Source organism: Pseudomonas sp. MDT1-85 (assembly GCF_054898065.1).
In genome coordinates this window covers 5,652,069-5,678,430 of sequence record NZ_CM142715.1, presented here as the reverse complement: position 1 = coordinate 5,678,430, position 26,362 = coordinate 5,652,069, and the positions used below count along the sequence as shown (strand labels likewise).

Genomic DNA, 26,362 nt, shown 5'->3' with positions numbered 1-26,362 from the left:
GGATTTTTCCTGTTCCCGAATAATTAGATGAAGAAACGTTCAAAGGCTTCGCTGGCGCGCTGGACGTTGTCGACGAGGGTTTTGACCTCGGTCACGACGTTGGTCAGGCTGGAGTCGGAGCTCAGCGCGCCGAACATGTTGTAAACGATCTGCCCGTTGGGCATGGACTCGATGCCGATCGAGGACAGCGGGAACATTTCCCGGCTGCGCAGAACGGCATCATTGAATGCCGGTACGTCGTTGATGGACTCGACGTCGACCAGAACGGTATCCACGATGACCTGATCGCCAACCACAGCGATGTAAATCGGCAAACCACCGAACTCGTTCATCTCCAGCTTGATGCTGGACTCGGAACCTTGAACGAGGGAGAGGGTGATGTCGTTCGAAACCACTTCGTCGAGGGCCTGAAGGGCACTGTAGAGGCGATCGATGTTCCAGTTATTACCTGCGCTCATGTAATTCTCCGACATGAATGAGCCAGCCAGAATCGGTTGGCGTAGCTGTTTCTCCATCTGCTTGAGCAGGCTTCGGTTTTCGGGAAGCACCCAAGTCTCGTGTTTCACATACCCGGCGGCACCCAGGCCCGCACGCATCTGCTTCATGTAGAAGCTGGATGGTTTTTTCGCGGACGGTTTCGAGCGCTCTCCCTTTTGGCTCGCTGAATCGGTAGCAGATTCGCCAGGCGGATCTGATGGAGAGCTGCTTTTCATGATGCTGACCCCCGTTGTGAAAAATCTCACGCGTGAGAAACACTACAGGCAATTTTCGCAGCCCTCAATAGCTCACGCGTGAGATTTTTTGACTGTTGCACAGGCGTATGACAAAAGAAGGTCCGTCGCGCAAAGCCAATCAGTGAGTGCAATCCATGTGGGAGCGAGCCTGCTCGCGAAAGCGGTGTTTCAGGCAACATCAATATTGACTGTGCCGCCGCCTTCGCGAGCAGGCTCGCTCCCACAGGTTCCTCATCTTAACCAGCCAGAAAGTCGTCAGTGGACACCACGCTGGCATAAGCAAAACCCAGGGCCGACATGAAGGCGGCGTGAACGTGGGTGGCCGGGACGGTGACGCCGTTGAATTCCAGGTCACGCGTCGCGCAGGCGTCGTGAATCACCGTGGCGGTGTAGCCCAGGTCGGCTGCAGCACGAGTAATGCCGTCGACACACATGTGGCTCATGCTCCCGACGATCACCAAGTGCTCGATGCCTTGCTGGTCGAGGATGGCTTCCAGTTCGGTCTCGCGGAACGCGTTGACGAAATGTTTGAGCACCACCGGCTCGTCGGCGCGGTTGAGGACTTTGGGGTGCAGCTTCGCGCCGTCGGAACCTGGTGTGAAGAACGGTGCGGCGTCGGAGGTGAATTCGTGGCGGATATGCACCACCGGATCACCGGCCTTGCGAAACGCCTGGATCAACCGTGCGGCGTTGTCCGCTGCGGCGTCGACGCCCACCAGCGGCCACTTGCCCTGGGCGAAGTAATCGTTCTGGATATCGACTACGATGAGTGCTTGCTTGGCCATGACTATTTCCTCGAAGTGTGTGTAGGGTGTGGAATCAAGTATTGGTGCTGGCCGTTCGTTCGAGGATTGGCCGCACCGACAATAGCAGGGGGAAAACTGACAATGGGTGTAGAAAGGGCAGTCGCCGAACTGGGAGTGCTGATCTATCCCGGTGCGCAGATGGCGGCGGTGCATGGGCTGACGGACCTGTTCGACGTGGCTAACGGGATCGCCGCCGAGCATCAGGCGGCACAGCTACCGTTGCTGCGGGTCAGTCATTGGCAGGTCGAGGGCGATCAGGTGCCCGAGCGGGTCTATGACACTGATCCCGGTGCGGCCGGCGCATTGGTTGCCGTGTTGATCCCGCCCTCGATCGGAGGTTTTTCCGAGGGGCAGGCGCCCCAAGGGCTTATTCGCTGGCTTCGTCAGCAACATGCCAACGGTGCGACCCTCGGCGGAGTCTGCGTGGGTTCTATTCTGTTGGCCGAAAGTGGACTGCTCGACGGCCGTAGCGCGACTACCCACTGGACCTCGGCCAAGGCTTTCGCCGAGCGTTACCCGGCGATCAAGCTCAAGGCCGATACGCCCATTGTCGACGATGGTGACCTGATTACCACCGCCGGGTTGATGGCCTGGTCAGAGCTGGGATTGCGGCTGGTGAACCGTTTGCTCGGGCCGAGCATCGCCACCGGCACGGCACAGTTTCTGGTGGTGGAACACAGCGACAGCGCGAGCGAGTGCGGCAGTAATTTTTCACCGATTCTCAGCCATGGCGATGCGTCGATTCTCAAGCTCCAGCATTGGCTGCAAAGCACCGGCGCGACCGATGTCTCGTTGGCCGCAATGGCCGAGCGGGCAGGGCTGGAAGAGCGCACCTTCCTGCGGCGTTTTCGTGCGGCGACCGGGTTGAAACCCACCGAGTATTGCCAGCACCTGCGAGTCGGCAAGGCGCGAGAAATGCTCGAATTCACCAACGGCACCATTGATCACATTGCCTGGACCGTGGGTTACCAGGACCCGAGTGCGTTTCGGGCAACGTTCAAGAAGATTACCGGGCTGGCGCCGAGTGATTACCGGGGGCGGTTTGGTGTATCTGCGACCGCAGCCACGGCTCGATAGCAGGCATCACCACAGATCTGAAAATGTGGGAGCGAGCCTGCTCGCGATAGCGGTGTGTCATTCAACACAAATATGGAATGTCAGGCCGCCATCGCGAGCAGGCTCGCTCCCACATGGGTTAGGCGGCAGGTTTGAGTCGTGCAAAATGCCGGGAGCATTGAAAGGTGTCGTGCAGAATAAAACAGGCTTTGTGCTACCACCCATTTCGCAATCGGCTGATTTAAAAACCGTTTCTTTCCAGCCGCCATTGGCCTGATCTCTGCACCTTCTTCAGCTACATTTATCAACGCAGATTGAAGGGGAACGCATGACCCCAACACATCGCAACAAACTGGTACTCGCCCACTCAGTGCGACCCAGTGCCTCGCTGCACGAAGTCGAAACCAATCGCGCGTTGGCCCGTTGGCTGGCGCAGGTCGTCGGGCTCGAGTACGGCGGCAGTTACGACCCGCAGCTGCATAGCGGCCGGGATATTTATCTGTTGCCGACCCAAACGCTGGTGGGCGTTGCTGCCGCCCGGCAGCTGGGTGTCAAAGGGCCGGAGGATTTGTGGGGCGGTTACGTCGACCACGATTTCATCTGCACCAAAGCCATCAGCCATGGATTGTTGAATCGCTATGCGTTCGCGCCCGGAGGCTGGTCGTCGTTGTTTTCCGAACGGGTACGCAGCGTCGTGCTCGATGGCCTCAGCGTGTTCTCCCTGGAGGATGCTCGCCCGGCAGCGGAGCATCTGCTCTACAGCGGTCCGATCCGCATGAAGCCTATTCATGCCTGCGCCGGACGCGGTCAGGAAGTGATCCAAAGCCTCGACCAGTTCGACGCCATCCTCGCTCGCGCCGATGCCAATACATTGTTCACCGAAGGTGTGGTGCTGGAACAAGACTTGACCGAGGTGGTCACCCATAGCGTCGGCCAAAGCTTCATCGGCGACAAAGTGCTGAGTTATTGCGGTGATCAATACTTGACCGAAGACGGTCAGGGCGAGCAGGTTTATGGAGGGTCCAACCTGTTGGTGGTGCAGGGTTATTACGAGGACCTGCTGGCGCTGGAACTACCGGAAGATACGAGGCTGGCGATCCAGCAAGCGCAGGTGTTCGACGCCGCGGCCGATGAAGCCTACCCCGGTTTCTACGCCTCGCGGCGCAACTACGACATCGCCCAGGGGCTGGATTGCGATGGCAAACAACGCAGCGGCGTGCTCGAACAGTCCTGGCGCCTGGGCGGTGCCAGCAGTGCTGAAGTCGCGGCGCTGCAGAGCTTCGTCAACAACCCCGGCTTGCGCGCGATTCGCGTGTCGTCGGTCGAAACCTATACCGACCGGCCGCTGCCGGCCAACGCCATCGAGGTCTACCGCGGGCCGGCGGAACACAGTGACTTTCTTCTCAAGTACGTAACGGTCAAATCCTATGACGGCTAGAAGCGAAACCATTCAAATCGACATCGACGATGAACAGATGAGCGGAACCTTCCTCAGCCCCAAATCGAAAGTCCCGGGTGTGCTTTTCGTTCATGGCTGGGGCGGTAGTCAGGAGCGCGACCTGGAGCGCGCCAAAGGCATCGCCGCATTGGGTTGCGTGTGCCTGACGTTCGACTTGCGCGGCCACACCGGCGGGACCGGTATTCCGTTGTCCCGGGTAACCCGCGAAGACAACCTGCGTGACCTGTTGGCGGCCTACGACCGCTTGCTCGCCCATCCGGCGCTCGACACATCGGCGATCGCCGTGGTCGGCACCAGTTATGGCGGTTACCTGGCGGCGATCCTGACGTCGTTGCGCCCGGTGCGCTGGCTGGCGCTGCGGGTGCCGGCGTTGTATCGCGACGACTTTTGGCACACACCCAAGCGTGAGCTGGACAAGCTCGATTTGCGCGATTACCGCAGCACGCGGGTCAGCGCCGACAGCAATCGCGCGCTGCATGCCTGTTCGCAATTTACCGGGGATGTGTTGCTGGTGGAGTCCGAGACCGACGCCTATGTGCCCCGCGCGACCATCATGAGTTACCGCGCGGCGTGTCAGCAGACCCACTCGCTGACTCACCGGATTATCGACGGTGCCGATCACGCCTTGAGCGAGCCCGTCTCGCAACAGGCGTACACCACGATCCTGGTGAGCTGGATCACGGAAATGGTGGTGGGCGAGCGGTTGAGCATTATTCAGTCGACATGAGATTGGCAGTGTTCTTGCGATCAATCGCGAGCAGGCTCGCTCCCACAAGGGATCGGCGGCGCACACAAATCCAATGTGGGAGCGAGCCTGCTCGCGATGGCGGCAGCCGCTTCGCCATCATTCTCAAGAAGGTTTTTTCGAGATCCGCAACGACTTCGCCTTGGCCTCCACCACCAAATACATCACCACGGTAATCAGCAGCGGCAGGAGGAAATAGATCGCTCGATAAGCGAGCAACCCCGCCACCAGGCTTCCTCGTGAGGCCTCGTGTTGCAGCAACGCCACGAACACCGCCTCCAGCACGCCGAGCCCGGCCGGAATGTGGGTGATAACCCCGGCAATGGCGCTGATCAGCAACACGCCCAGCACCAACGGATAGTCCAGTTTGCTCGGCAGCAGGGTGAAGATCACCGCCGCCATCAGCGACCAGTTCAGCGCCCCGAGGGCCAGTTGCAAGACCGCCATGTGCAGCGACGGCAGATTGATTTCCACGCCGCGAATCGACCATTCCCGCTGTCTGGAAAATCGACAGGCCGCCAGATACGCCGCGCTCAACAGCAGCAATAACACGCCCACGCCTTGCAGGGCGCCGCTACTCAGTTTCCAGCCCGGCGGCATTCGCACCAGTCCGCTGCTGAACACGGTGCCGGCAATCACCATGTAGCCGAACCAGTTGGTCGCCAGGCTCAGCCCGAGGATTTTCGCGATGTTGCTTTTGCTCACGCCGAGCCGTGAATACAGCCGGTAACGCATAGCGACCCCGCCGACCCAGGCGCTCAGGTTAAGGTTGAAGGCATAGCTGATGATGCCCACCGGCAGGATCTGCCGCCAGGTTAGGTCCTGTCGGATGTAGGTGCGACCGATCAGGTCGAAACAGGCGTACACCAGAAAACTCAGCAACGTCAGCCCGGACGCGATGATCAGTGTGCGCACTTTGAAGTCGGCCAGGGTATCGAACACTTCGCCCCATTCGATGCGTTGGGCGAGCATCGTGAACAGCACGATCAACGCCAGAAAAAACAGCATCGTCAGCGGCTTTTTCCAGCGGTGCCAGTGGGATTTTCGCGGCGTGTCGGAGTGAGGCGCAGGCTGCGCATCAGAATGCCTCATGCCTTATCGCTCCCGGTTGGATGGATGAAGGGTTTCAGGCGAGGTTTATGCGCCGGCAGCCAGCCGGCCCACGCCGGGAAATGCCGCAGGAAGTGAAACACCAGAAACCCGATGGTCATGTGCCAGATCCACCCGCGCGGCGCCTTGTCCGCCGACATGACCTTGCAGTGGTTGCTGCTCAACTCGTCGAGACGCTCGAACAGGTCGCGGTTGAAGGCGCGGTCGCGGATCAACACATTAGCCTCCAGGTTCAGGGACAGGCTCAGCGGGTCGAGGTTACTTGAGCCGACGGTGCTCCAGTCCTCGTCGACCAGGGCGACTTTGCCATGCAGGGGGCGGTCGCAATATTCGTAGATCGCTACCCCGGCCCGCAGCAGATAATCGTAGGTCATGCGTGCGGCGAGCCGGGCCACGCGCAAATCCGGCTGCCCCTGAAGAATCAGGCGCACCTCGACCCCTCGACGCGCTGCATTGCGGATCTCCCGCAGCAGGCGATAGCCTGGAAAAAAGTAAGCGTTGGCGATGATCACGCGATGTCGAGCGCCGCGCAGTACCCGCAAGTACACCTCTTCGATATCGCCGTGGTGTTCGCCATTGTCGCGATACACCAGCCGTACCTGACCATCATGATCGCTGACCGCCAGTTCCGCGCGCCGCTGTCTGCGGCGTTGCCACCAGTATTTGGCCCGGGCCGGGCGACCGCTTTGCAGCAAGGCGAAATGATGAATATCGGCCACCGCCGGGCCTTGCACTTCAACCGAATAATCCTGTTTGGCTTCAGGGCCGAAGTCGGCCAAATGGTCGGCGGAAAAGTTGATTCCGCCGAGGAACGCAATCGTGCCGTCGACCACCACAATCTTGCGGTGCAAGCGGCGGAACCAGTTGGTGCGGATGCCGAAGTGACGTGGGGCGGGGTCGAATATTTGCAGGCGCACACCTGCATTGCTCAGGGCCGCGAGGAACTCCGTACTCAATTCGCCACAACCAAAACCGTCGAGGCTGACGGTGATGCGCACACCGCGTTGAGCCGCTTCAATCAGGATTTTTTGCAGCTCATTGCCGACCTTGTCCTCGAACACAATGAAGGTTTCCAGCAGGATTTCACTCTGGGCCTGGCGCAGCGCTTCAAACACCCGTGGAAAGTATTCTTCGCCGTTCTCCAGCAATTGGACCCGGTTGTTACCGTGCCAGCCATATACGACGTCAGTCACCGCCGGTTCACGGGTGGCGGAAACGTGTTCGATCGTGGTTTTTTCCATCAAAGGGCCGGTCATAGCTCAATCTCCACCGATAGCGGTGCATGGTCGGAAAGGTGTGACCAGGGCCGTGCCGCCAGTACTTGCGGATGGCTGGCCTTGAGGTTGCGCACATAGATGCGGTCCAGACGCAACGCCGGCAAACGCGCCGGGAAACTACGCGCCGGTTTGCCATGCAGCTCGGCGAACACCTCTCGCAAACCCCAAGGCTTGAGCAGCGCATCGGCGCGCAGGCGCCAGTCGTTGAAGTCACCAGCGACCACCACCGGGGCATCCTCCGGCAACGCTTCCATACGTTGGGTCAGCAGCTTGAGTTGTGCCGTGCGGTGACTTTCGCGAAGTCCCAGATGGACGCAAATGGCATGCACTTCGCGGCCATCGCCGGGCATCCGTAGCACGCAATGCAGGATTCCACGGTTCTCATGGCCACTGATGGAAACGTCGAGGTTATCGTGACGAATGATCTGGAATTTCGACAGCAACGCATTGCCGTGATCGCCCGCCGGGTAGACCGCATTGCGCCCATAGGCAAATTGCGGCCACAAGGTATCGGCAAGGAATTCGTACTGGGGCATTGCCGGCCAATTGAGGTAGCGCTGTGGATGATGTTCGTGGGTGCCATGCACTTCCTGCAAAAACACCACGTCGGCGGACACACTGCGCACCGCCTCACGCAACTCGGGCAGGATGAAGCGCCGGTTCAGCGCGGTGAAACCCTTGTGGGTGTTGACCGTCAGTACGGTGAAACGACTCACGGCGCTGATAATGGGTTGTTGTTCATCCGTGGTGCCGACCGGTTCGGGAACGCTCATGGCAGCACTCCTTCTGCAACTGGCTCACCGGGGGCGGTGGCAAGGTCCTTGTCGAGGTGGAAACGCTCAAGCAGGCGACGGGCATCGAAGGGCGCCCGGACTTTGATGTCGTTATCGAAATAGCAGAACACTTCCCGGGATCTGCGTGTCTTGGGTTTTTGCCGAGGTGCGATCAATTGCGGATCTGCTGGTTGCTGTCCGTGATACCAGGCTTCGATCCGGTCGCCCCAGCGTTTCAGCGCTTGCGGGGTGTAACCGCTGGCGTAGAGTTCTTCGGCACCGTGCAGGCGCAAATAGACGAAATCACTGGTGAGGTCTTCGCGGTACGGCCATTTGCCGGCGGTGTCGGCGATGACCAGCGCGGTGTTGTAGCGTTTGAGCAGCCGGACGAAGGCGGGATCGACAAAGCTTTCGTGGCGAATTTCCACGGCATGGCGCAGCGGTTTTTTGCCGTAAGCCTTCATGCTGGCGTGACCGTTCAAGCGCGGCTCATGCTGGCGGGCGAGGGCGGCGGCTTGTTCCGTGTCGTGGGGTAATTGTTCGAGAAAGCTTTCGAACAGTTCCGGGTCGAATTTAAAGTTGGGTGGAAACTGCCAGAGGATCGGGCCGAGTTTCTCCTTGAGTTCCAGCACCCCGGAGGCAAAGAAATTCGCCAACGGTTTATGAATGTCCCGCAAGCGCTTGATGTGGGTGATAAAACGCGGCGCCTTGACGCTGAATACAAAGCCCGCCGGGGTTTCGTCGTACCACTGGGCATAACGTTCGGGCCGTTGCAGGGCGTAAAACGATCCATTGATTTCGATGCTGTTCACTGCCCGTGAAGCGAATTGCAGTTCGCGCTTCTGGGTCAGCCCCTTCGGGTAGAACTCTCCCCGCCAAGGCGTGTAGCGCCAGCCTGAAATACCAATATGAATCGCCGCCATGTCGCCTCCCGTCTATGTAGCCCTCGGACAGCCTCTGTCTTTTGATGACTGCCGGGCATGCGAGAAAGTTTCGACGGGGCTACGGACGGTAAAACGAAAAGATCGCAGCCTGCGGCAGCTCCTACATAGGCATGTGAACACCTGTAGGAGCTGCCGAAGGCTGCGATCTTTTGATCCAAGGGCCAGACACGGCAACATCAATGCCGGATCAGTTTGCTACGCACCTCGGCACTGGCCTGCTGATCCAGCTCCAGCCAGAACTGCTGCTTGCCGGCGATCTCGGCGGCGGCCGGTATGCCGTCGCGATACACCAGTCGATTGCTCGCCAGCGCCGGCACTTTCGCGCCTGGCAACAAGGTGCCGGCAAGGTTCAGCGGATCCACCCCGCACACCGCGATCAGACTTCCATCATGAGGTCGCCGCCTGACTTCGCGCAGCAAGGGAATTGCCTCAGGGAGCGCAAATTGCTCCCCCGCCAGACCACTGACAAATCGCCCGCCACGAATCTCGCCCCGGGCCTCGAGCCGATGGAATGTGCGCAGTAATTCCCGCCAACTCGGCAACCAGTCCGCCTCACGCTCCAGCAAGCGCCAGAACACCACGCCGTAACGGCGCAGCAAGGTCATGGCGATGTGTTCCAGGGTTTCGCTGGGCGTGGGCGCCGGTCGTTGTTTATCCACAACCGGGGCGGCAGCACCGCGGCGCAGCAAGGCCCAGCGTCCGGCATCGTCCATCCCGCCGGAAAACGCTCCGCGCCCGCGTCGGGTGCTGCGATTCTGGCGTTTGCTGGCCGGGGTAATCAGCGCGCGAAGGCCGGCGAAACTGTCGGCGTTTACCAGCCCCGCACCGACCAGTTCCTGCAAGGCAATTTCCAGTTCCGAGCGCAGCAAATGGGCTTCGTGCATCAGCTCATCAAAAAACAGTGCGCCGTGCTGGCTGAGCGCTTCATGGACCTTTTGTGTTTTGGGCGACAGCTCGCTGACGGGCGTCTGCTCGGTCAAGCCGCTCCACAACCCGACCTGACTGCGCGGCAGCAATAGAATCGGCGTGCTGCGCAAGGCCGTGCTGGCGCTCTTGTTGCGCGTGGTCAGTCGGGTCCACACCAGTTTTCCGCTGCGGCATAACTCATCCAGCCAGCTCGCCGAATAGTCTTTGAGCCGCGCCGGCAGAATGTCGCTGTCCCATGCCGAAGCGGCGGCGGGGTAGCCTTCGAACTGGCTGATGATCGCCGGCAACACCGCGCGGCCCTGGCCTTGGCTCGTGGCGGACAGATGCTGCCAGTCGAACAGAAAACGCATGAAATCCTGCAACGCCACCGGCTCGATTTCCCGTCGCAGCCGCTTGACCGTGTACCGATGAATCCGCGCCAGCAAATGCCGTTCACACCATTCTTCATCAGGAGCGCCTGGGGTGAATTGCCCGCGCAGTACATAGCCTTCGCGCTCCAGTTGCGCCAAGGCCTGAGTGACTTGAATCGCCGGTAATCCAAGCGGTTCGGCAATCGCTTTCAGCGGCAACGGACCAAACGCGCTGAGCCGTGCGCGGATCACTTCCAGCACCGCTTCATCCGGCTCCCAGGTTTCATCGAAACCGGGCAACGCCTCCAATGGTGGAGCCAATGTGGCCTGTGGATAAATCGCCCGCAGGCAGGTCAGTCGCTCCAGCGCGAACCATAGGGATTGTTCGGTATTGATTTGCAAGCGGCTGGCCCGGCCAGTATCGGCGAGGGTGTTCAGCCACTCGAGCCAGTTCGGGTTGGCGTGGGCCTCGGCATCGGCGATGCACGCGAGGCTCATCAGCGCTTCATGCATTTCATCAATGCCGGTGGGCGTTGGCCAGGCTTCTTCACGCACCGCGGTAATCGCCTCGGCGTCCAGCGCACCGAGATCATCGGTGGACTGCGGATCGCTCCAGCGGCGGTTGAGCACTGCCTGAGTACGGCGCTCCTCCAGCGGCGCATCGTCGAGAAAGGTGTAGGGGCGGGCGCTGAGAATCTCCGCCGCCAGTGGCGAGGGCGCCGGCAAGTCGCGGCTGATCAGGCGGATGTCGCCCTGTTCCATGCGCCGCAATAACGCCAGCCAGCCTTCGCTGTCCATGGCTTCGTGCAGGCAATCATCGAGGGTTTGTTCCACCAGCGGATGGTCGGGAATCTCACGCTCGCCGGCGAGGTTTTCCACGCAGGCGATCTGATCGGGAAACACGCTGGCGATCAGGTCTTCGCTTTTCATCCGCTGGATCTGCGGCGGTACTTTGCGTCCGCCGCTGTAGCGCGGCAGCGCCAGGGCGACCCCGGCGTTCCAGCGCCAGCGCACACCGAACAGCGGGGCCTCGAGCACCGCTTGAATCAGAGTGTGCTCGGCACTGTTGCTGTGCAGGTAACGCCAGACTTCTTCCAGCTCGAAGCTGTGGCCGGCGGACAACGACAGCACGATGGCGTCCTCGCTGGCGGCGGCCTGCAATTCGAAGTTGAACGTGCGGCAGAAACGCTTGCGCAGGGCCAGGCCCCAGGCACGGTTGATGCGGCTGCCGAACGGTGAATGGATGATCAGTTGCGTACCGCCGGACTCGTCGAAAAACCGCTCCATCAGCAGCGTGTCTTGCGATGGCAAGGCGCCGAGGGTCTGGCGTGCCCGGGCCAGGTAATCGACCAATTGCTCGGCGCTGGCAAGGTTCAGGCCGAGGGTGTCGGTCAGCCAGTCGACGGCAGGCTGCAAATTGCCGGGCGTGGCGCCGAGCCGCTCATCGAGTTGCGCTTGCAGGCGGGCCACGGCGAACGACAGCTCATCGCTGCGCCCCGGTGCTTCACCGAGCCAGAATGGAATGGTCGGCGGTTGACCCTGAGCGTCTTCGACCCGGACCTTGCCGGTTTCGACCCGCAGGATTCGATACGAGGTATTGCCCAGCTGAAAGATATCCCCTGCGATGCTTTCCACCGCGAAGTCTTCGTTGACGCTGCCGATGTTCAGCCCTTGAGGCTCCAGCAACACGCTGTAGTCGGCGTTGTCGGGAATCGTCCCGCCGCTGGTCACGGCAGTCAGCTTGGCGCCTCGACGGCCGCGCAGGGTGCGGCTTACGGCGTCGCGGTGCAGGTAAGCGCTGCGAACACCCAGGCGACCGCTGTAACCCTCGGCGAGCATTTGCAGCAGTGCCTGATAGTGCTTTTCGTCGAGCTTGGCGTAAGGCGAGGCGTTGCGCAGCATCTCCAGCATTGCCTGTTCCTGCCATTCCTGGCAACTGACTTCCGCGATGATCTGCTGGGCCAGCACGTCCAGCGGTGCTTCTGGGATCTGCAACGTGTCGAGCTCACCACGGCGGACGCAATCGAGCAGGGCGGCGCATTCGATCAGGTCGTCGCGGGTGGTGGCAAACAAACGGCCCTTGGGCGTGCCGCCGACCTGATGTCCGGAGCGGCCGACCCGCTGCAGAAAACCCGCAATCGAGCGCGGCGAAGCGATCTGGCACACCAGGTCGACGTCGCCGATATCGATCCCCAATTCCAGCGAAGCGGTGGCGATCAGCACTTGCAGCTCGCCGCGCTTGAGCCGTTGCTCGGCATCGAGGCGAAACTCTTTGGCCAGGCTGCCATGGTGGGCCGCTACCGCGTCCTTGCCGAGGCGTTCGCTCAAGTGTCGACTCAGGCGTTCGGCCAGGCGCCGGGTGTTGACGAAAATCAGCGTGGTCCGGTGTTCGCGGGCGAGGGCGGCGAGTCGGTCATAGACCAGTTCCCAGATGTCGTTGGCCATCACCGCCGACAACGGCACGGGCGGCACCTCTATATCGAGATCCCGTGGGCGAGCGTGGCCGATGTCGATGATGTCGCAGTCGCGATCACGGCCGACCAAAAAGCGCGACACCGCTTCGATGGGTTTTTGCGTGGCGGACAGGCCGATACGCACCAGCGGTTGCGAGCAAAGCGCTTGCAGACGTTCCAGGCTCAGGGCCAGATGACTGCCGCGTTTGCTGGCGGCAATGGCATGGATTTCGTCAACGATCACTGTGTGGGTGGTGCCGAGCATTTGCCGGCCGGAGTCGGAGCCGAGCAGCACGTAAAGGGATTCCGGGGTGGTCACCAGAATGTGCGGCGCGGTTTTGCGCATGGCCGAGCGCTCTTTTTGCGGCGTATCGCCGGTGCGCACGGCGGTGCTGATCGGTACGTCGGGCAAGCCCATCACGCGCAACTGTTCGGTAATGCCGGCCAGCGGGTTTTGCAGGTTGATCTGGATGTCGTTGGACAGCGCCTTGAGCGGCGAAACGTAGACCACCAGGGTTTCGTCCGGCAGACCGTCCGGGCTCTCCAGGCCACGATGGACCAGATCGTCGAGCACCGCCAGAAACGCGGTAAGGGTCTTGCCGGAGCCGGTGGGCGCGGCGATCAGGGTCGAACGGCGCTGGCGGATCAACGGCCACGCCCGGGCCTGGGCGGGGGTAGCCGTCGCGAAGGTATTGCTGAACCAGGCGCTGACGGCGGGGTGGAAGCCTGCCAGAGCAACGTCCGTGGGGATGGGCAGATTCATGGAGTAATTTATGCGGGTGGGGGCGGGAAGATGCAAGTACCGCTCAGGATCTGTGTCGATCCTTATGACCTCATCGCGAGCAGGCTCGCTCCCACATTGGATTTGTATGCGCCACACATCCCTTGTGGGAGCGAGCCTGCTCGCGATGGGCCGGTTGCAGCACCGCAAATCCGGGAGATCTACACTTTACGGATGACGGTTGCGCACTAAACCCGCAAAATGCAACGATTCCGGCAATTATTGAGGACATCGCCTGCGGGCGATGTCGATAAAGCCATCGTTCCAATCAGACTGGGCCTGCTGACTCTATGCGAATGCGCCTTATGTTACTGGGCGGCGGAAATGCCCTTGGGCAGGCGCTGATTCGCCTCGGTGCGGAGGAAGACATCGGTTTCCTCGCCCCCCGCCCCCCGCAAGACGGCTGGGACGCCGCGAGCCTGACGCAACTGCTCGACGATACTCGTCCGGATGCGTTGATCAATCTCGCCTACTACTTTGACTGGTTCCAGGCGGAGACCGTCAGCGAACAGCGTCTGGCCGGGCAGGAACGAGCCATCGAACGACTGGCCGAGCTGTGCCAGCATCACAATATTGTGCTGCTGCAACCGTCGAGTTATCGCGTGTTCGATGGCTCCCGGGCGACCGCCTACAGCGAAAAAGACGAACCGGTACCGCTGGGCCTGCGCGGCCAGGCTTTGTGGCGAATCGAACAAAGCGTGCGCGCCACCTGTCCGCAGCACGTGCTGCTGCGTTTCGGCTGGCTACTCGATGACAGTCCCGACGGCACCCTCGGGCGATTCCTGAGCCGGGCCGAGAAAGCTGAAGAACTGCTGATGGCCGATGATCGTCGCGGTAATCCGACGCCGGTGGACGATGCCGCCCGGGTGATCATTTCGGTGCTCAAGCAACTCGATTGCTCCGCGCCGCTGTGGGGCACTTACCACTACGCCGGGCATGAGGCGACCACGCCGCTGGCACTGGGGCAGGCTATCCTTACTGAAGCACGCGCTTTACACCCGCTGGCCATCGAAGCGCCGACCGCCCAGGCTCACGCCGCGCGGCCCGACGCCGCCGAAGAACCGCAACACGCGGTGCTGGCCTGCAAGAAAATTCTGCACACTTTCGGGATCAAGCCTCGCGCATGGCGCGCGGCACTCCCGGGCTTACTGGATAGGTTTTATCGCCATGGCTGACGGCCCTGTTTTAATCACCGGCGGTGCCGGTTTCATCGGTTCGCACCTGACCGACGCCTTGCTCGCCAAGGGGCACTCGGTGCGCATTCTCGATGACCTCTCCACCGGCAAACGCAGCAACCTGCCGCTGGACAATCCCCTCGTCGAACTGATCGTCGGCGACGTCGCCGATGCCGCGCTGGTGGCACAGGCCATGGTCGGCTGCAGCGCGGTGGCGCATCTGGCTGCGGTGGCTTCGGTGCAGGCTTCGGTGGATGACCCGGTGAAGACCCATCAGAGCAATTTCATCGGTTCGCTGAATGTTTGCGAAGCCATGCGTCAGGCTGGCGTAAAACGGGTGTTGTTTGCATCCAGCGCCGCGGTCTATGGCAACAATGGCGAAGGTGAGTCGATCGACGAAGACACGCCCAAGGCACCGCTGACGCCGTACGCGGCGGACAAGTTGGCGAGCGAGCATTACTTCGACTTCTATCGCCGTCAGCATGGTCTGGAACCGGTGGTTTTCCGCTTTTTCAACATCTTCGGCCCGCGCCAGGATCCGTCCTCGCCGTATTCCGGGGTGATCAGCATTTTCAGTGAGCGCGCGCAGAAAGGCTTGCCGATCACCGTGTTTGGCGATGGCGAGCAGACTCGGGATTTTGTCTATGTCGAGGACCTGGTGGACGTGCTGGTGCAAGCCGTCGAGAAACCGCAGGTCGAGGTCGGCCCGGTGAATGTCGGCTGGAATCAGGCGACGACCCTCAAGCAAATGCTTGAAGCCCTTGAAGCGGTGGTCGGCAAACTGCCGCCCGTGAGCTACGGCCCGGCGCGCTCCGGTGACATTCGCCATTCGCGCGCGAATAACCGACGTTTGCTCGAGCGGTTTACCTACCCGAAGCAGACACCGATGAGTGTTGGCTTGGCGCGGTTGCTGGGGCGCTGAGGTTTTACACAGCCATGAAAAAGGCGCCTTTGAAGGCTAATGCCCGTCAGCTAAGCCGTAATGCGATCTGTAATTGGATGGACTCGCCCAAGCCGAGGCGTCAATGCGCCACGGTGGCAGTCTAAACAGCCAACGACAGCGAGGGCGAGTCCATCCAATTACAGAGAATGCGTCGCGGCTGAAATGGCTTAACTGACTGGCATTAGCCTTTGAAGGCGCCTTTTTTGTGGACGATGCAATACCCGTCCACAAAAGCCAGTCAACCGTTTCCTAGAACTTGTAACCCAGACCAACCATGTAAATGAACGGGTCCACATCGACGTCGACCTTGGCCCGGGTCCCCGGCGCGACGGCGTTGTTTTCCACGGTCGCACGGGTGTCGATGTCGATGTAGCGCACCTGGGCGTTGATCATCACGTTGTCGGTCAGCATGTAATCGGCACCGACCTGCCAGGCCAGACCCCAGGAGTTTTTCGCCTTGAAGTTGCTGAAGCCGTTGGCCGCGGCTTCGCTGCCGACGTGCTCGTCGTAGATCCAGGTGTAGTTGATACCGCCGCCGATGTACGGCTGGAACGCGGATTTGGCGTCCAGCGGGTAGTAGACGAGGCTCAGGGTTGGCGGCAGGTGTTTCAGGGTGCCGAGTTTGCCGTTGGCGGCGCCGAGGGCGGTGCCTTTGAGCTTCACGTCATGCTCGAACGGCGAGGCCGCGAGCAGTTCGATCCCCAGGTTGTTGGTGATCATGTAGGCGAAGTTCAGGCCCAGTTGCGTGTCGCTGCTCATGGTGGCTTTGCCACCCAGGTCGGCGCCCTTCAGCGGGCCTTGATCGACCTTGACGCTGGAGCTGTCGGCATCCGGGTTGACGGTGATCGCACCGGCCCGAACGATGATGTCACCGGCGGTGTGAGCATGGGCGAGCGGGGCTGCGAGCGCGAGGGCGAACAGCGAAGCGCAGAGCAAGGACTTGTGCATGGGAGCTCCAAAGGACGTTAAAAATGTTCGATGTCCAATGGTAGGGATCCAACTGATACGGTCTTTTGATTCAGCTCAATGAAACAGTGATGGGCAGGTTTTGGTGGAGTCTTTGATGGCCTCATCGCGAGCAGGCTCGCTCCCACATTGGATCTGTGCATCAACACAAATCCCCTGTGGGAGCGAGCCTGCTCGCGATTGGCGGCCTGACAGCGACACACAACCACCAGATTCACTCCGGCAATTCATACGCATAAATCTTGTCCGCCTCCATCTGATACCCGGCATCCGCCAACTCGCTGGTGGACGCTTTTACCTGCAACGCACCTTCGATCCAGTACGGCTGATACAGCTCATCAAGCTTCACGCCGACTTCGCTTTTGACATGCACGATCTGGTTCGACGGAGGAGGCGGTACGTGGATGCAGGCGCCGAAATACGGCACCAGCAGAAACTCCGTGGTGCGGCCTTCTTCGCTGACTTCCAGCGGCACGATGTACCCCGGTAAACGAATATTCTTGCCGTCGAGGTTCTTCACCACCGGCGCGTTCGGCATGTCCTGCCTGGCCGCTGGAGCCGACTCCGCGGACAACGCGTCGCTCATCTTCGACAGGTCATGCAGCGGCGTCATGTTCGGCACTTCTGGCGCCGCATCCGGCGGGATCATTTCCGACCAGGTCAGGTCTTTCGGCTCGGCCGCCCACAGCGGAAGGGCAACCAGCATCAATAGCGCAAGCACAGCGCGGGGCATCATTAATGTCCTCATAGTCGGATCGACAGGCCATCGGCCAAGGATTGGCGATACGCGCGCCAGGCCGGCACGCTGCCCATCAGCAGCGCGGCGATCAGGATGCCACCGAGCAGCGTCCATTCATATTCACTTGGCCAGGCCAGCGGCAAGTACAAGCCGTAATTCGCCTGCACGTAACCCTGCGCCACAGCGATGCACACGTACAGCAGCGCCACACCGGCAATCACTCCGGACAACGCCAGGGCTAAGGCTTCCAGCACCAACAACGTCGCAATATGCCACGGTCGCGCACCCACCGAGCGCAGAATTGCCATCTCGCGGCGGCGCTCATTGAGGCTGGTGAGGATCGCCGTGAGCATGCCGATCAACCCGGTCAGCACCACGAACAGCGAGACGACGAACAAAGCTTTTTCCGCCGTGCTCATCAAACTCCACAGCTCCTGCAATGCCACACCCGGCAGGATCGCCAGCATCGGTTCGCCACGGAATTCGTTGATCTCCCGTTGCAGCGCAAACGTCGAAATCTTGCTGTTGAGGCCGAGCATGAACGCGGTGATCGCTTGCGGCGTCAGGTCCATGTTCCGCGCTTGGTCAGCATTGATCCGGCCGTTACCGCGCGCCGGCACGCCGTTGTGCCAGTCGACGTGAATGGCTTCCATCCCGCCGAGGCTGATGTGCAGCGTGCGGTCCACCGGGGTACCGGTGCGTTTGAGAATGCCGACCACGGTGAACGGTTTGTCGTCGTGTTTGACCAGGCTAATCACCGCCACGCCATGGGCCAGCACCAGTTTGTCGCCGAGCTTGTAATGCAGCGCATCGGCCACTTCGGCGCCGAGCACCACTTCGAATGGATCGCTGACGAAGGCGCGGCCGTCGGCGAGTTCGAGGTGTTGTCGATGGCCGTACTGATAATGCTCGAAGTACGCCTCGGTGGTGCCCATCACCCGATATCCGCGATGGGAATCGCCGAGGGACATCGGGATTGCCCACTTCACTTTCGGGTTGTTGGCGAAATGTTCGAAGCTGTCCCAGCGGATGTTGTTGGTGGCGTTGCCGATGCGGAACACCGAATACAACAGCAGGTTCACCGAGCCGGAGCGCGCGCCGACGATCAGGTCGGTGCCGCTGATGGTGCTGGCGAAACTGGCCTTGGCTTCGGTGCGCACTCGCTCCACCGCCAGCAGCAGGCAGACTGACAGGGCAATGGCGAACGCGGTGAGGATCGCGGTGAAGCGACGATTAGCCAGGCTGGCCATGGCTAGACGAAACAAATACATCTCAGACCTCGGACGGGGTGGCGGCGCGATTGAGATCGGCCAACGACAGGTGGCGATCGAACAGCGGCGCGAGGCTCTGATCATGGCTGACAAACAACAGGCTCGACCCGGCTTCACGGCATTCGGCGAACAGCAGGCGAATGAAGCTTTCGCGGGCGTCGTAATCCAGCGCCGAGGTCGGTTCATCGGCGATCACCAGTTCCGGCTGACCAATCAACGCACGTGCGGCGGCGACCCTTTGCTGCTGGCCGATGGACAGCGAATCGGCGCGGCGGCTGAGCAGGTTTTGATCGGTCAAACCCAGGTGAGCGAGCAGGGTGGCTGCCGCCTGATCGACGCTGCCGTGACGCTGGATCGCCCGTTCGGCGCGCAGCTTGGAGAAGTGGCAGGGCAGCTCAACGTTCTCGCGCACCGAGAGAAATGGCAGCAAGTTGAACTGCTGGAAAATGTAGCCGGTGTGATCGACGCGGAAGTGGTCGCGGGCGCCGGCGGAGAGCTCGGTCAGTTCCTGGCCGAGTAGGCGAATGCTGCCGCGATCAGGCTTTTGCACACCGCCGAGCAGGCCGAGCAGGGTGGTCTTGCCACTGCCGCTGGGGCCTTTGAGGAACAGGGTTTCACCCGGCATGAGGCGAAACGCCGGGATGTCCAGCAGCGGCGGATGACCGGGCCAGCTGAAGCCCAGGTCGGACAGTTCGATGAGTGCTTGGGTCATAGCGCCGATTTCATGGATTTTGGGTACTTGTCTCAACTTTACATTCAACACCAACCCCTGTGGGAGCGAGCCTGCTCGCGATGAGGCCATCACCTTCAACATAGATGTCGACGCTATCGCGAGCAGGCTCGCTCCCACAGGGGATCTTCGGTGGGTTCAGAATTTCAAGGCGGCAGCCTTGGCCGTCACTTCAACCCCTTGCTGCCCGCTCGGGCTGATCAGTTGTACCTGAATCTTCTGGGTGGCCGGGAATGTGTTGAAGATATTAGCCAGGTCCAGGGTTTTCAGCGCGCCCGGGGCCGAGCAGCTGAATTGGTAATGGGCGTGGATTTCGCTGTGGTCATTGTGATGCTCATGACCGTCCTTGGCGTCTTCTTCGTCATGATCATCGGCATCCGGCTTGTCACCGAACAGCGGGCTTTCCAGTTCCTGAGTCGCGACCACGCAACCGGCGGCTTTCGGCAGGTTGAACAACACCAGCGGTTTTTCCAGCTGGGCGCGGACGGCGGCGACTTTGGCCTTGTCGGCGTCGGTGGTGGCGGCGTGTTCGAAACCTACCAGGTTCATCGCCGGGCTTTCCAGCTCCAGCTCCAGAGTCTGGCCATCCAGCGCCGCGTTCAGGCGACCGACGCCATGTTCGTGGGCGCTGAGGCTGCCGTGTTCATTGTGATCGTGATCATGCTCGACCGCCGCATGGGCGACAGCCAGCGGCAACAAGGCAAACGGCAAAGCGAGCAGCAGACGGCGCATGACGGGTCTCCGAAAAGTAAATGAAAAATTTGTTATGTAATCTTATAACGAAAGCGCGGAGAGTTTGACCGTCTGCTTGGCGTAGCGCAAGACCCATGGGAGCATGCGAGTCAGGTATGTGCAGGAGCAGACTTATGTTGCGAATACGCGGAAGCATCGGCGACTGGCCGGTGGATTTGACCCTGGAACTGGATGAGGGCGACTGGGCACAGCTCGGTGCGCAGTTGCAGGCAGCAAAACCCGAGGCGAGTGCTACGCCCGTCAAACCGGTGAATCAGGACGATGCGCTTTGGCAAATCGCCCAAGAGTTGCTGCGCAAGGCCGGGCAAATGAGCGGGCCGGATTTGCTGGAGCAGTTGGAAGGGCTGACCGGCAGCGCAGCGGCGGGCAAGCGCTTGTTGGTGCGCTTGCGCCACAGCGCAGACGTCAAAGTGGTGAGCGGCGGGGATACGCCGCTATACAGCTGGCGCAAGCCAGCGCAGGAGCTGCCGCAGGCTGCGATCTTTTGATCTTGTTTTTCCGGCGCTGAAATGGTCGGAAGATCAAAAGATCGCAGCCTGCGGCAGCTCCTACGGGATCGGGTTCACATGGCCCGATCCGTTTAATAAAGCGCAGCAAACAACTTGCGACGGTACGTGGTCACCAGCGGGTGATCGTTGCCCAGCAGTTCGAACACTTGCAGCAAGGTCTTGTGCGGCAAGCCTTCGCTGTAGCTGCGATTGCGGATGAACAGTTTCAACAAGGCATCCAATGCCGCGTCGTATTGCTGACGGGCCAGTTGCTGGATCGCCAGTTGATAGACTGCCTCATCGTCCTGCGGATTTTTCGCCAGACGCGCTTTCAGGTCTGCCGCATCCGGCAAATCCCTGGCCTGACCGAGGAACTGGATCTGCGCCTTGGCGCCGGCCAGCGCGGCCTTGTGCTCATCGGTCTTGACCGCGTCGAGCACGATTTGCGCTTCACCCAGCTCGCCGCGCTCGGTGAGGCAGCGGGCGTAGAGAATCAGCGCCTTGGCGTTGGTGTTGTCTTCGGCCAGCAGCACTTTGAGCGTGGCTTCGGCGTCGGCGTAACGGCCGTCATCGAACAGCGCCTGAGCCTGTTCGAACGGGTCGGCAGCAGCGGGCGGCGGCATTTGCACGTGAGGTTCGAGCATCGTGCGCACAGCCGATTCCGGTTGCGCACCGGCAAAACCATCCACCGGCTGACCGTCCTTGAACAGCACCACAGTCGGCAGGCTGCGAATGCCGAAGCGCGCAACAATGTCCTGCTCGATGTCGCAGTTGACCTTGGCCAGCAGCAACTCGCCCTGATAGCTCTCGGCGATGGTTTGCAGCATCGGCATCAAGGCCTTGCACGGCGCACACCATTCGGCCCAGAAATCCACCAGCACCGGTTTGTGAAAAGAGTTCTCGATCACCGACTGGTCGAAATCGGCAGTCGTGGCGTCGAAAATGTACGGCGTTTCCTGACTCATGGGGGATCTCGTAAAAGCGTGGATGTGGTCACTATAAGGCTTGGTGGGGGGTGGCTGAAAGCGGGGTGGCCATTGAGTGATGTGCTGCCTGACTGGACGCCTTCGCGGGCAAGCCTCGCTCCTTGGTTCACCTTGAATTCGAAATCAACACCAACCCTGTAGGAGCGAGGCTTGCCCGCGAAGCTTTTAGCTACGCCGCGCGTGGTAAAGGCTCACATGCCGAAACTCTTCAGGTTCGGCCAGATCCGGCAAGGTCATCGCTTCCAGCATCTCAATGCGCTGATACAACGGATGGCGAAAATCCCTCACGCGCGAATCCGCCACCAACGCTTCCCGGCCACGGCTGAGAAACTCGTCGAGCAACGGCAGATTTGCCCGGTCGTACAACACATCGGCCACCAGAATCAGATCGAACCGATCGGCCTCGGCGAAAAAGTCCGTCGAGTAACTGAGTTGCACGCCATTGAGTTCGGCATTCGCCCGACACGCGGCAATCGCCAGCGGGTCCAGGTCACAGGCCACCACTTCCAGTGCCCCGGCTTTCACCGCCGCAATCCCGGCGACCCCAGAACCGGCGCCGAAATCCAGCACCCGTTTACCTTCGACCCAGTGCGGGTGCTCGGCGAGATAGCGAACCATGGCCAGCCCACTGGCCCAGCAGAAACTCCAGTACGGCGGTTCGTGGAGAATCCGCCGGGTTTCTTCCGGGCTGAAGGCACGGTCCATGTTATCGCCGTCGATCAGCCAGAGTTTCAGCTCGGTGCCCGGTAACTCGCAGGCTACAAGCTGTGCATCGCCGAGCAGTTCACCTAACGCCTGTTGCAGGTCGAGCGGTGCAATCATGGTGCTTTGACGAATTGCAGCTGACCCAGTGCCTGGGTGGTTGGCTGTGTGATCATTCGCGCCGGCAGATGCAGAATCAACTGCCCGGACTGGCTGGCGCGACCGCGAAGCTCGACGCGGGCACCGGCCGGAAAGGATTCAGGGTTGAAACGCAGACGAAACGGCAACACTTGATTGGTGCCGATCAGGTTGGAACTGGCGAGTAGTTGTTGCGGACGATCCTTTTCGTCGACCACCAGCAATGCCAGTTCGACTTCGGCTCCGGCCGGCACGCCCTGCAGGGTGCCGCTCAATTCACGTTGATAAGCCGGCAGCGGACCGAGCTCGGCCGACGCCTTGGCTTTCTTCTGCGCCTGTTGCGGTGCAGGGCCGGGTGTCGGCGGCTGGGATTTGGGCGCATCGCTGCCACAGGCCACTAGCAGGCTGAAAAGACTGAGCAAAACGAGCGGTCGTAACGGCATTGGCGGCTCCAGCAAATGAAATCCATATACAGCCAGTCTGTATACCGCAAACCCTATGGCTTGTCTTGCCACGGGGATGCGCTACCATGGCCCTCCCATTTTTTGTTGCCTGCCACCATGCACTGTCCCTTCTGCGGTGCCAACGACACCAAGGTCATCGACTCGCGTCTGGTCGCCGAGGGCGAACAGGTGCGCCGCCGGCGTGAATGCCTGGCCTGCGGCGAACGTTTCACGACGTTCGAAACCGCTGAACTGGTGTTGCCGCGCCTGATCAAAACCGACGGCAGTCGCCAGCCGTTCGACGAAGAAAAACTCCGTGCCGGCATGCAGCGGGCGCTGGAGAAGCGCCCGGTGAGTGTCGAGCGCCTCGAATCGTCGCTGGTGCACATCAAACACAAGCTGCGCGCCACCGGCGAGCGCGAGGTCAAATCCCTCGTGGTTGGCGAACTGGTGATGGCCGAGCTGAAGAAGCTTGATGAAGTCGCCTATATTCGCTTCGCTTCGGTGTACCGACGCTTCCAGGACCTCAACGAGTTCCGCGAAGAGATCGATCGCCTCGCCCGTGAGCCGGTGAAAGAATGACCAACTCTCCGGAACAAGCCATCCTCGACGCGCATTACATGGCCCGAGCCCTGGAACTGGCGCGCAAAGGTCATTACACGACGCATCCCAACCCCCGGGTTGGCTGTGTTGTGGTGCGTGACGGGCAGATTGTCGGCGAAGGCTGGCATGTGCGCACCGGCGAACCGCACGCCGAAGTCCACGCCCTGCGCGCCGCTGGCGACAAGGCGCGGGGCGCCACGGCTTACGTGACCCTCGAACCTTGCAGCCATCACGGCCGTACGCCGCCCTGCGCCGATGCACTGGTAAATGCCGGTGTGGCGCGAGTGGTTGCGGCGATGCAGGACCCGAACCCGGAAGTCGCCGGTCGCGGTCTGCAACGTTTGGCCCAGGCCGGTATCGCCACTGAAAGCGGCGTGCTGGAAGGCGAGGCGCGCAAGCTCAATCAAGGCTTCCTCAAACGCATGGAACACGGCTTGCCGTTCGTGCGGGTCAAGTTGGCGATGAGCCTCGACGGTCGCACGGCGATGGAAAGCGGCGAGAGCCAGTGGATCACAGGTACAGCGGCGCGTTCGGCGGTACAGCGTTTGCGCGCTCAGGCCAGCGTGGTGCTGACCGGCGCCGACACGGTACTGGCGGACAATGCGCGTTTGACCGTACGTGCCGACGAGTTGGGTCTGGACGCTGAACAAACAGCCTTGGCCATGAGCCGCCCGCCGCTTCGCGTGCTGATCGACGGTCGCCTGCGGGTGCCGCTGAATGCACCGTTCTTCAAGGCAGGTCCGGCACTGGTCGCCACGTGTGTTGCGGTGGAAGAACAGTACGCCAATGGCCCGGAATGCCTGATCGTGCCAGGCGACGATGGGCAGGTCGATCTGCATCAGTTGCTGGTCGAACTCGCCAACCGCGGCGTCAATGAAGTGTTGGTCGAGGCCGGCCCGCGTCTGGCTGGCGCGTTTGCCCAGCTGGGGCTGGTGGACGAATTCCAGATCTTCATCGCCGGCAAGTTTCTCGGCTCCTCGGCCCGCCCCTTACTGGACTGGCCACTGGCGCAGATGAAAGACGCGCCCGAGCTCAAAATCACCGAAATCCGTGCGGTTGGCGATGACTGGCGAGTCACTGCCATCCCTGCGCCATCGGCGAGCGTATAATTCCCGGCCATTGCTCTAGCGCTGGCCTTGTTCTCGAGGAGGACTCCATGTTTACCGGCATCATCGAATCCATCGGCAGTATTCGCGCATTGACCCCAAAAGGCGGAGATGTGCGGGTTTACGTAGAAACCGGCAAGCTCGACCTGAGCGACGTCAAACTGGGCGACAGCATTGCCGTCAATGGCGTGTGCCTGACCGCGGTCGAATTGCCGGGCAATGGCTTTGCAGCGGACGTCAGTCGCGAAACCCTCGACTGCACCGCCATGAATGACCTCAAAAGCGGCAGCCCGGTGAATCTGGAAAAAGCCCTGACCCCGACCACCCGTCTCGGTGGGCATCTGGTCAGCGGTCACGTCGATGGCGTGGGCGAAGTGGTTGCCCGCACCGAAAATGCCCGCGCCGTGGAATTTCGCATCCGTGCCCCAAAGGACTTGGCCAAGTACATCGCCCATAAAGGCTCGATCACTGTCGACGGCACCAGCCTGACCGTGAACGCAGTCGATGGCGCCGAGTTCTTGCTGACCATCATTCCGCACACCCTGAGCGAAACCATCATGGCGTCGTACCAGCCGGGTCGCCGGGTGAATCTGGAAGTCGACTTGCTGGCACGTTATCTGGAGCGCCTGTTGTTGGGCGACAAGGCCGCAGAGCCAACGGCTGGCAGCACCATTACAGAAAGCTTTCTGGCCCAAAACGGCTACCTCAAATCCTGAAGCTCAAATTTCGAAAGAAGGGGGGTGCCTTGTGGCGCTCAATAGCATCGAAGAACTGGTTGAAGATATCCGCCAAGGCAAGATGGTCATCCTCATGGATGACGAAGACCGCGAGAACGAAGGCGACCTGATCATGGCCGCCGAGTGCTGCCAGCCTGAACACATCAACTTCATGGCCAAGCACGCCCGTGGCCTGATCTGCATGCCGATGAGCCGCGAGCGCTGCGAACTGCTCAAGCTGCCGTTGATGGCGCCACGCAACGGTTCCGGTTTCGGCACCAAGTTCACCGTGTCCATCGAAGCCGCCGAAGGCGTGACCACCGGTATCTCCGCGGCCGACCGTGCGCGCACCGTGCAAGCGGCTGCCGCCAAAGACGCCAAGGCTGAAGACATCGTCAGCCCCGGCCATATCTTCCCGCTGATGGCCCAGGCCGGCGGTACGCTGGCCCGCGCCGGTCACACCGAAGCTGCCTGCGACCTGGCGCGCATGGCCGGTTTCGAGCCGAGCGGTGTGATCTGCGAAGTGATGAACGACGACGGCACCATGTCCCGTCGCGCCGAACTCGAAGCCTTTGCCGCCGAACACAACATCAAGATCGGCACCATCGCCGACCTGATTCACTACCGGATGATCCACGAACGTACCGTTCAGCGGATTGCCGAGCAGCCGCTGGACAGCGAACTGGGCCAATTCAACCTGGTGACCTATCGTGATTCCGTGGAAGGCGACGTGCACATGGCCCTGACTCTGGGCACCGTGTGCGCCGAAGAGCCGACCCTGGTTCGGGTGCACAACATGGACCCGCTGCGCGACCTGTTGATGGTCAAGCAGCCTGGCCGCTGGAGCCTGCGCGCCGCGATGGCTGCGGTTGCTGAGGCTGGCAGCGGCGTGGTGCTGTTGCTCGGTCACCCGCTCGATGGCGATGTGTTGCTGGCGCATATCCGCGAAACCGCGGATCACAGCGCAGTGAAAAAACCGACCACCTATAGCATCGTCGGTGCCGGTTCGCAGATCCTTCGGGACCTGGGCGTGCGCAAAATGCGCCTGATGAGTGCTCCGATGAAATTTAATGCGATATCCGGTTTCGATCTGGAAGTTGTAGAATACGTGCCCTCCGAATAATGGCCGGCAGTTTGCGGGCCTGTATTCGCGGTTAACACATCACTGAGGGACGCGTAGAAAACGCG

At 61.0% G+C, this 26,362-nt stretch carries 25 protein-coding genes; 10 read left to right on the top strand and 15 right to left on the bottom strand.

The annotated features are described in order from the left end of the window. Nucleotides 1-23 precede the first annotated feature (23 nt). Nucleotides 24-605, bottom strand: a complete 582-nt coding sequence (locus tag ACYZT2_RS25555) for a YjfI family protein (RefSeq protein WP_095054565.1) — start codon at nt 603-605, stop codon at nt 24-26. A gap of 365 nt (nt 606-970) precedes the next feature. After that, on the bottom strand, nt 971-1,519 hold the full coding sequence (locus ACYZT2_RS25550; RefSeq protein ID WP_461968402.1) for a cysteine hydrolase family protein: 549 nt from the start codon (nt 1,517-1,519) through the stop codon (nt 971-973). 102 nt (nt 1,520-1,621) lie between these two features. Between ACYZT2_RS25550 and ACYZT2_RS25545 the strand changes: the two genes are divergently transcribed. The 3 genes from ACYZT2_RS25545 (at nt 1,622) to ACYZT2_RS25535 (ending at nt 4,782) form a co-directional block, all read left to right on the top strand. Next, on the top strand, nt 1,622-2,617 hold the full coding sequence (locus ACYZT2_RS25545) for a GlxA family transcriptional regulator (RefSeq protein WP_461968400.1): 996 nt from the start codon (nt 1,622-1,624) through the stop codon (nt 2,615-2,617). Nucleotides 2,618-2,924: 307 nt separating this feature from the next. Continuing rightward, nucleotides 2,925-4,034, top strand: a complete 1,110-nt coding sequence (locus ACYZT2_RS25540) for a DUF3182 family protein (RefSeq protein WP_461968398.1) — start codon at nt 2,925-2,927, stop codon at nt 4,032-4,034. Continuing rightward, nucleotides 4,024-4,782, top strand: coding sequence for an alpha/beta hydrolase family protein (locus ACYZT2_RS25535; protein WP_461968396.1), 759 nt, complete (start codon nt 4,024-4,026; stop codon nt 4,780-4,782). The genes ACYZT2_RS25540 and ACYZT2_RS25535 overlap by 11 nt, the downstream gene beginning before the upstream one ends. Nucleotides 4,783-4,905: 123 nt before the next feature. On the opposite strand, the gene ACYZT2_RS25530 is transcribed toward ACYZT2_RS25535, so the two are convergent. The 5 genes from ACYZT2_RS25530 to ACYZT2_RS25510 all read right to left on the bottom strand — a co-directional run bounded on the left by ACYZT2_RS25530 (nt 4,906) and on the right by ACYZT2_RS25510 (nt 13,397). Beyond that, on the bottom strand, nt 4,906-5,892 hold the full coding sequence (locus ACYZT2_RS25530; protein ID WP_461968394.1) for a lysylphosphatidylglycerol synthase domain-containing protein: 987 nt from the start codon (nt 5,890-5,892) through the stop codon (nt 4,906-4,908). Continuing rightward, nucleotides 5,889-7,166 (bottom strand): cardiolipin synthase ClsB, encoded by a 1,278-nt coding sequence (clsB, locus tag ACYZT2_RS25525; protein WP_461968392.1) that lies wholly within the window; start codon nt 7,164-7,166, stop codon nt 5,889-5,891. Before clsB ends, ACYZT2_RS25530 begins: the two co-directional genes overlap by 4 nt. Further along, the gene (locus ACYZT2_RS25520; protein WP_461968390.1) at nt 7,163-7,960 is read right to left on the bottom strand and encodes an endonuclease/exonuclease/phosphatase family protein; all 798 of its coding nucleotides are present in this window, start codon (nt 7,958-7,960) and stop codon (nt 7,163-7,165) included. The genes clsB and ACYZT2_RS25520 overlap by 4 nt, the downstream gene beginning before the upstream one ends. Next, complete coding sequence (locus ACYZT2_RS25515; protein ID WP_461968388.1) at nt 7,957-8,883, bottom strand: DUF72 domain-containing protein; 927 nt, start codon at nt 8,881-8,883, stop codon at nt 7,957-7,959. The genes ACYZT2_RS25520 and ACYZT2_RS25515 overlap by 4 nt, the downstream gene beginning before the upstream one ends. A gap of 197 nt (nt 8,884-9,080) precedes the next feature. After that, nucleotides 9,081-13,397 (bottom strand): Lhr family helicase, encoded by a 4,317-nt coding sequence (locus ACYZT2_RS25510; RefSeq protein WP_461968386.1) that lies wholly within the window; start codon nt 13,395-13,397, stop codon nt 9,081-9,083. Between the two features lie 308 nt (nt 13,398-13,705). Here ACYZT2_RS25510 and ACYZT2_RS25505 point away from each other — a divergent pair, with 308 nt between their 5' ends. Together ACYZT2_RS25505 and ACYZT2_RS25500 are read left to right on the top strand one after the other, a co-directional pair. After that, nucleotides 13,706-14,590 carry a sugar nucleotide-binding protein gene (locus tag ACYZT2_RS25505; protein WP_461968384.1) on the top strand — a complete coding sequence of 295 codons (885 nt, stop codon included), beginning with the start codon at nt 13,706-13,708 and terminating at the stop codon, nt 14,588-14,590. Then, on the top strand, nt 14,583-15,512 hold the full coding sequence (locus ACYZT2_RS25500) for an NAD-dependent epimerase/dehydratase family protein (RefSeq protein ID WP_461968382.1): 930 nt from the start codon (nt 14,583-14,585) through the stop codon (nt 15,510-15,512). Before ACYZT2_RS25505 ends, ACYZT2_RS25500 begins: the two co-directional genes overlap by 8 nt. Nucleotides 15,513-15,782: 270 nt before the next feature. On the opposite strand, the gene ACYZT2_RS25495 is transcribed toward ACYZT2_RS25500, so the two are convergent. The 5 genes from ACYZT2_RS25495 to ACYZT2_RS25475 form a co-directional block, all read right to left on the bottom strand. Further along, nucleotides 15,783-16,481 (bottom strand): OmpW/AlkL family protein, encoded by a 699-nt coding sequence (locus tag ACYZT2_RS25495; protein WP_461968380.1) that lies wholly within the window; start codon nt 16,479-16,481, stop codon nt 15,783-15,785. 232 nt (nt 16,482-16,713) lie between these two features. Further along, nucleotides 16,714-17,232, bottom strand: a complete 519-nt coding sequence (locus tag ACYZT2_RS25490; RefSeq protein WP_461973266.1) for a DUF3299 domain-containing protein — start codon at nt 17,230-17,232, stop codon at nt 16,714-16,716. Nucleotides 17,233-17,243: 11 nt separating this feature from the next. Next, entirely contained in the window at nt 17,244-18,509 is a 1,266-nt protein-coding gene (locus tag ACYZT2_RS25485; RefSeq protein ID WP_461968378.1) for an ABC transporter permease, read from the bottom strand. A 1-nt stretch (nt 18,510) separates the two neighbouring features. Then, entirely contained in the window at nt 18,511-19,221 is a 711-nt protein-coding gene (locus ACYZT2_RS25480) for an ABC transporter ATP-binding protein (protein ID WP_461968376.1), read from the bottom strand. A gap of 156 nt (nt 19,222-19,377) precedes the next feature. Beyond that, entirely contained in the window at nt 19,378-19,971 is a 594-nt protein-coding gene (locus tag ACYZT2_RS25475) for a DUF2796 domain-containing protein (RefSeq protein WP_461968374.1), read from the bottom strand. A gap of 134 nt (nt 19,972-20,105) precedes the next feature. Between ACYZT2_RS25475 and ACYZT2_RS25470 the strand changes: the two genes are divergently transcribed. After that, the gene (locus ACYZT2_RS25470; RefSeq protein WP_461968372.1) at nt 20,106-20,480 is read left to right on the top strand and encodes a hypothetical protein; all 375 of its coding nucleotides are present in this window, start codon (nt 20,106-20,108) and stop codon (nt 20,478-20,480) included. 92 nt (nt 20,481-20,572) lie between these two features. Here ACYZT2_RS25470 and trxA read toward each other — a convergent pair whose 3' ends face one another. From trxA to ACYZT2_RS25455, 3 genes are all read right to left on the bottom strand, one after another. Continuing rightward, nucleotides 20,573-21,445 carry a thioredoxin gene (gene trxA / locus ACYZT2_RS25465; RefSeq protein WP_007906841.1) on the bottom strand — a complete coding sequence of 291 codons (873 nt, stop codon included), beginning with the start codon at nt 21,443-21,445 and terminating at the stop codon, nt 20,573-20,575. Nucleotides 21,446-21,631: 186 nt separating this feature from the next. After that, on the bottom strand, nt 21,632-22,288 hold the full coding sequence (locus ACYZT2_RS25460; protein WP_461968370.1) for a class I SAM-dependent methyltransferase: 657 nt from the start codon (nt 22,286-22,288) through the stop codon (nt 21,632-21,634). After that, on the bottom strand, nt 22,285-22,749 hold the full coding sequence (locus ACYZT2_RS25455) for a YbaY family lipoprotein (RefSeq protein WP_461968368.1): 465 nt from the start codon (nt 22,747-22,749) through the stop codon (nt 22,285-22,287). Before ACYZT2_RS25455 ends, ACYZT2_RS25460 begins: the two co-directional genes overlap by 4 nt. Before the next feature lie 117 nt (nt 22,750-22,866). On the opposite strand from ACYZT2_RS25455, the gene nrdR reads away from it, so the two are divergent. From nrdR to ribBA, 4 genes are read left to right on the top strand one after another with little or no spacing between them, the layout of a single operon-like run. Beyond that, nucleotides 22,867-23,331, top strand: coding sequence for a transcriptional regulator NrdR (gene nrdR / locus ACYZT2_RS25450; protein WP_007906838.1), 465 nt, complete (start codon nt 22,867-22,869; stop codon nt 23,329-23,331). Beyond that, nucleotides 23,328-24,461, top strand: coding sequence for a bifunctional diaminohydroxyphosphoribosylaminopyrimidine deaminase/5-amino-6-(5-phosphoribosylamino)uracil reductase RibD (gene ribD, locus ACYZT2_RS25445; RefSeq protein WP_461968365.1), 1,134 nt, complete (start codon nt 23,328-23,330; stop codon nt 24,459-24,461). Before nrdR ends, ribD begins: the two co-directional genes overlap by 4 nt. Nucleotides 24,462-24,508: 47 nt before the next feature. Continuing rightward, a complete protein-coding gene (locus tag ACYZT2_RS25440; RefSeq protein ID WP_447794711.1) occupies nt 24,509-25,174 on the top strand; it encodes a riboflavin synthase in 666 nt (221 codons plus the stop codon). A gap of 31 nt (nt 25,175-25,205) precedes the next feature. Continuing rightward, nucleotides 25,206-26,297, top strand: coding sequence for a bifunctional 3,4-dihydroxy-2-butanone-4-phosphate synthase/GTP cyclohydrolase II (gene ribBA / locus ACYZT2_RS25435; RefSeq protein WP_007906834.1), 1,092 nt, complete (start codon nt 25,206-25,208; stop codon nt 26,295-26,297). Nucleotides 26,298-26,362: the final 65 nt, after the last annotated feature.

What these genes read in the sequence shown, in the direction of transcription:
- ACYZT2_RS25455 (WP_461968368.1), bottom strand. Translation starts at nt 22,749, where the DNA reads ATGCCGTTACGACCGCTCGTTTTGCTCAGTCTTTTCAGCCTGCTAGTG.
- ACYZT2_RS25510 (WP_461968386.1), bottom strand. Translation starts at nt 13,397, where the DNA reads ATGAATCTGCCCATCCCCACGGACGTTGCTCTGGCAGGCTTCCACCCC.
- ACYZT2_RS25520 (WP_461968390.1), bottom strand. Translation starts at nt 7,960, where the DNA reads ATGAGCGTTCCCGAACCGGTCGGCACCACGGATGAACAACAACCCATT.
- ACYZT2_RS25550 (WP_461968402.1), bottom strand. Translation starts at nt 1,519, where the DNA reads ATGGCCAAGCAAGCACTCATCGTAGTCGATATCCAGAACGATTACTTC.
- ACYZT2_RS25530 (WP_461968394.1), bottom strand. Translation starts at nt 5,892, where the DNA reads ATGAGGCATTCTGATGCGCAGCCTGCGCCTCACTCCGACACGCCGCGA.
- ACYZT2_RS25485 (WP_461968378.1), bottom strand. Translation starts at nt 18,509, where the DNA reads ATGTATTTGTTTCGTCTAGCCATGGCCAGCCTGGCTAATCGTCGCTTC.
- ACYZT2_RS25490 (WP_461973266.1), bottom strand. Translation starts at nt 17,232, where the DNA reads ATGCCCCGCGCTGTGCTTGCGCTATTGATGCTGGTTGCCCTTCCGCTG.
- ACYZT2_RS25500 (WP_461968382.1), top strand. Translation starts at nt 14,583, where the DNA reads ATGGCTGACGGCCCTGTTTTAATCACCGGCGGTGCCGGTTTCATCGGT.
- ACYZT2_RS25480 (WP_461968376.1), bottom strand. Translation starts at nt 19,221, where the DNA reads ATGACCCAAGCACTCATCGAACTGTCCGACCTGGGCTTCAGCTGGCCC.
- ACYZT2_RS25475 (WP_461968374.1), bottom strand. Translation starts at nt 19,971, where the DNA reads ATGCGCCGTCTGCTGCTCGCTTTGCCGTTTGCCTTGTTGCCGCTGGCT.
- ACYZT2_RS25495 (WP_461968380.1), bottom strand. Translation starts at nt 16,481, where the DNA reads ATGCACAAGTCCTTGCTCTGCGCTTCGCTGTTCGCCCTCGCGCTCGCA.
- nrdR (WP_007906838.1), top strand. Translation starts at nt 22,867, where the DNA reads ATGCACTGTCCCTTCTGCGGTGCCAACGACACCAAGGTCATCGACTCG.
- ACYZT2_RS25440 (WP_447794711.1), top strand. Translation starts at nt 24,509, where the DNA reads ATGTTTACCGGCATCATCGAATCCATCGGCAGTATTCGCGCATTGACC.
- ribD (WP_461968365.1), top strand. Translation starts at nt 23,328, where the DNA reads ATGACCAACTCTCCGGAACAAGCCATCCTCGACGCGCATTACATGGCC.
- ACYZT2_RS25515 (WP_461968388.1), bottom strand. Translation starts at nt 8,883, where the DNA reads ATGGCGGCGATTCATATTGGTATTTCAGGCTGGCGCTACACGCCTTGG.
- ACYZT2_RS25555 (WP_095054565.1), bottom strand. Translation starts at nt 605, where the DNA reads ATGAAGCAGATGCGTGCGGGCCTGGGTGCCGCCGGGTATGTGAAACAC.
- trxA (WP_007906841.1), bottom strand. Translation starts at nt 21,445, where the DNA reads ATGAGTCAGGAAACGCCGTACATTTTCGACGCCACGACTGCCGATTTC.
- ACYZT2_RS25545 (WP_461968400.1), top strand. Translation starts at nt 1,622, where the DNA reads ATGGGTGTAGAAAGGGCAGTCGCCGAACTGGGAGTGCTGATCTATCCC.
- clsB (WP_461968392.1), bottom strand. Translation starts at nt 7,166, where the DNA reads ATGACCGGCCCTTTGATGGAAAAAACCACGATCGAACACGTTTCCGCC.
- ACYZT2_RS25460 (WP_461968370.1), bottom strand. Translation starts at nt 22,288, where the DNA reads ATGATTGCACCGCTCGACCTGCAACAGGCGTTAGGTGAACTGCTCGGC.
- ACYZT2_RS25535 (WP_461968396.1), top strand. Translation starts at nt 4,024, where the DNA reads ATGACGGCTAGAAGCGAAACCATTCAAATCGACATCGACGATGAACAG.
- ACYZT2_RS25505 (WP_461968384.1), top strand. Translation starts at nt 13,706, where the DNA reads ATGCGAATGCGCCTTATGTTACTGGGCGGCGGAAATGCCCTTGGGCAG.
- ACYZT2_RS25540 (WP_461968398.1), top strand. Translation starts at nt 2,925, where the DNA reads ATGACCCCAACACATCGCAACAAACTGGTACTCGCCCACTCAGTGCGA.
- ACYZT2_RS25470 (WP_461968372.1), top strand. Translation starts at nt 20,106, where the DNA reads ATGTTGCGAATACGCGGAAGCATCGGCGACTGGCCGGTGGATTTGACC.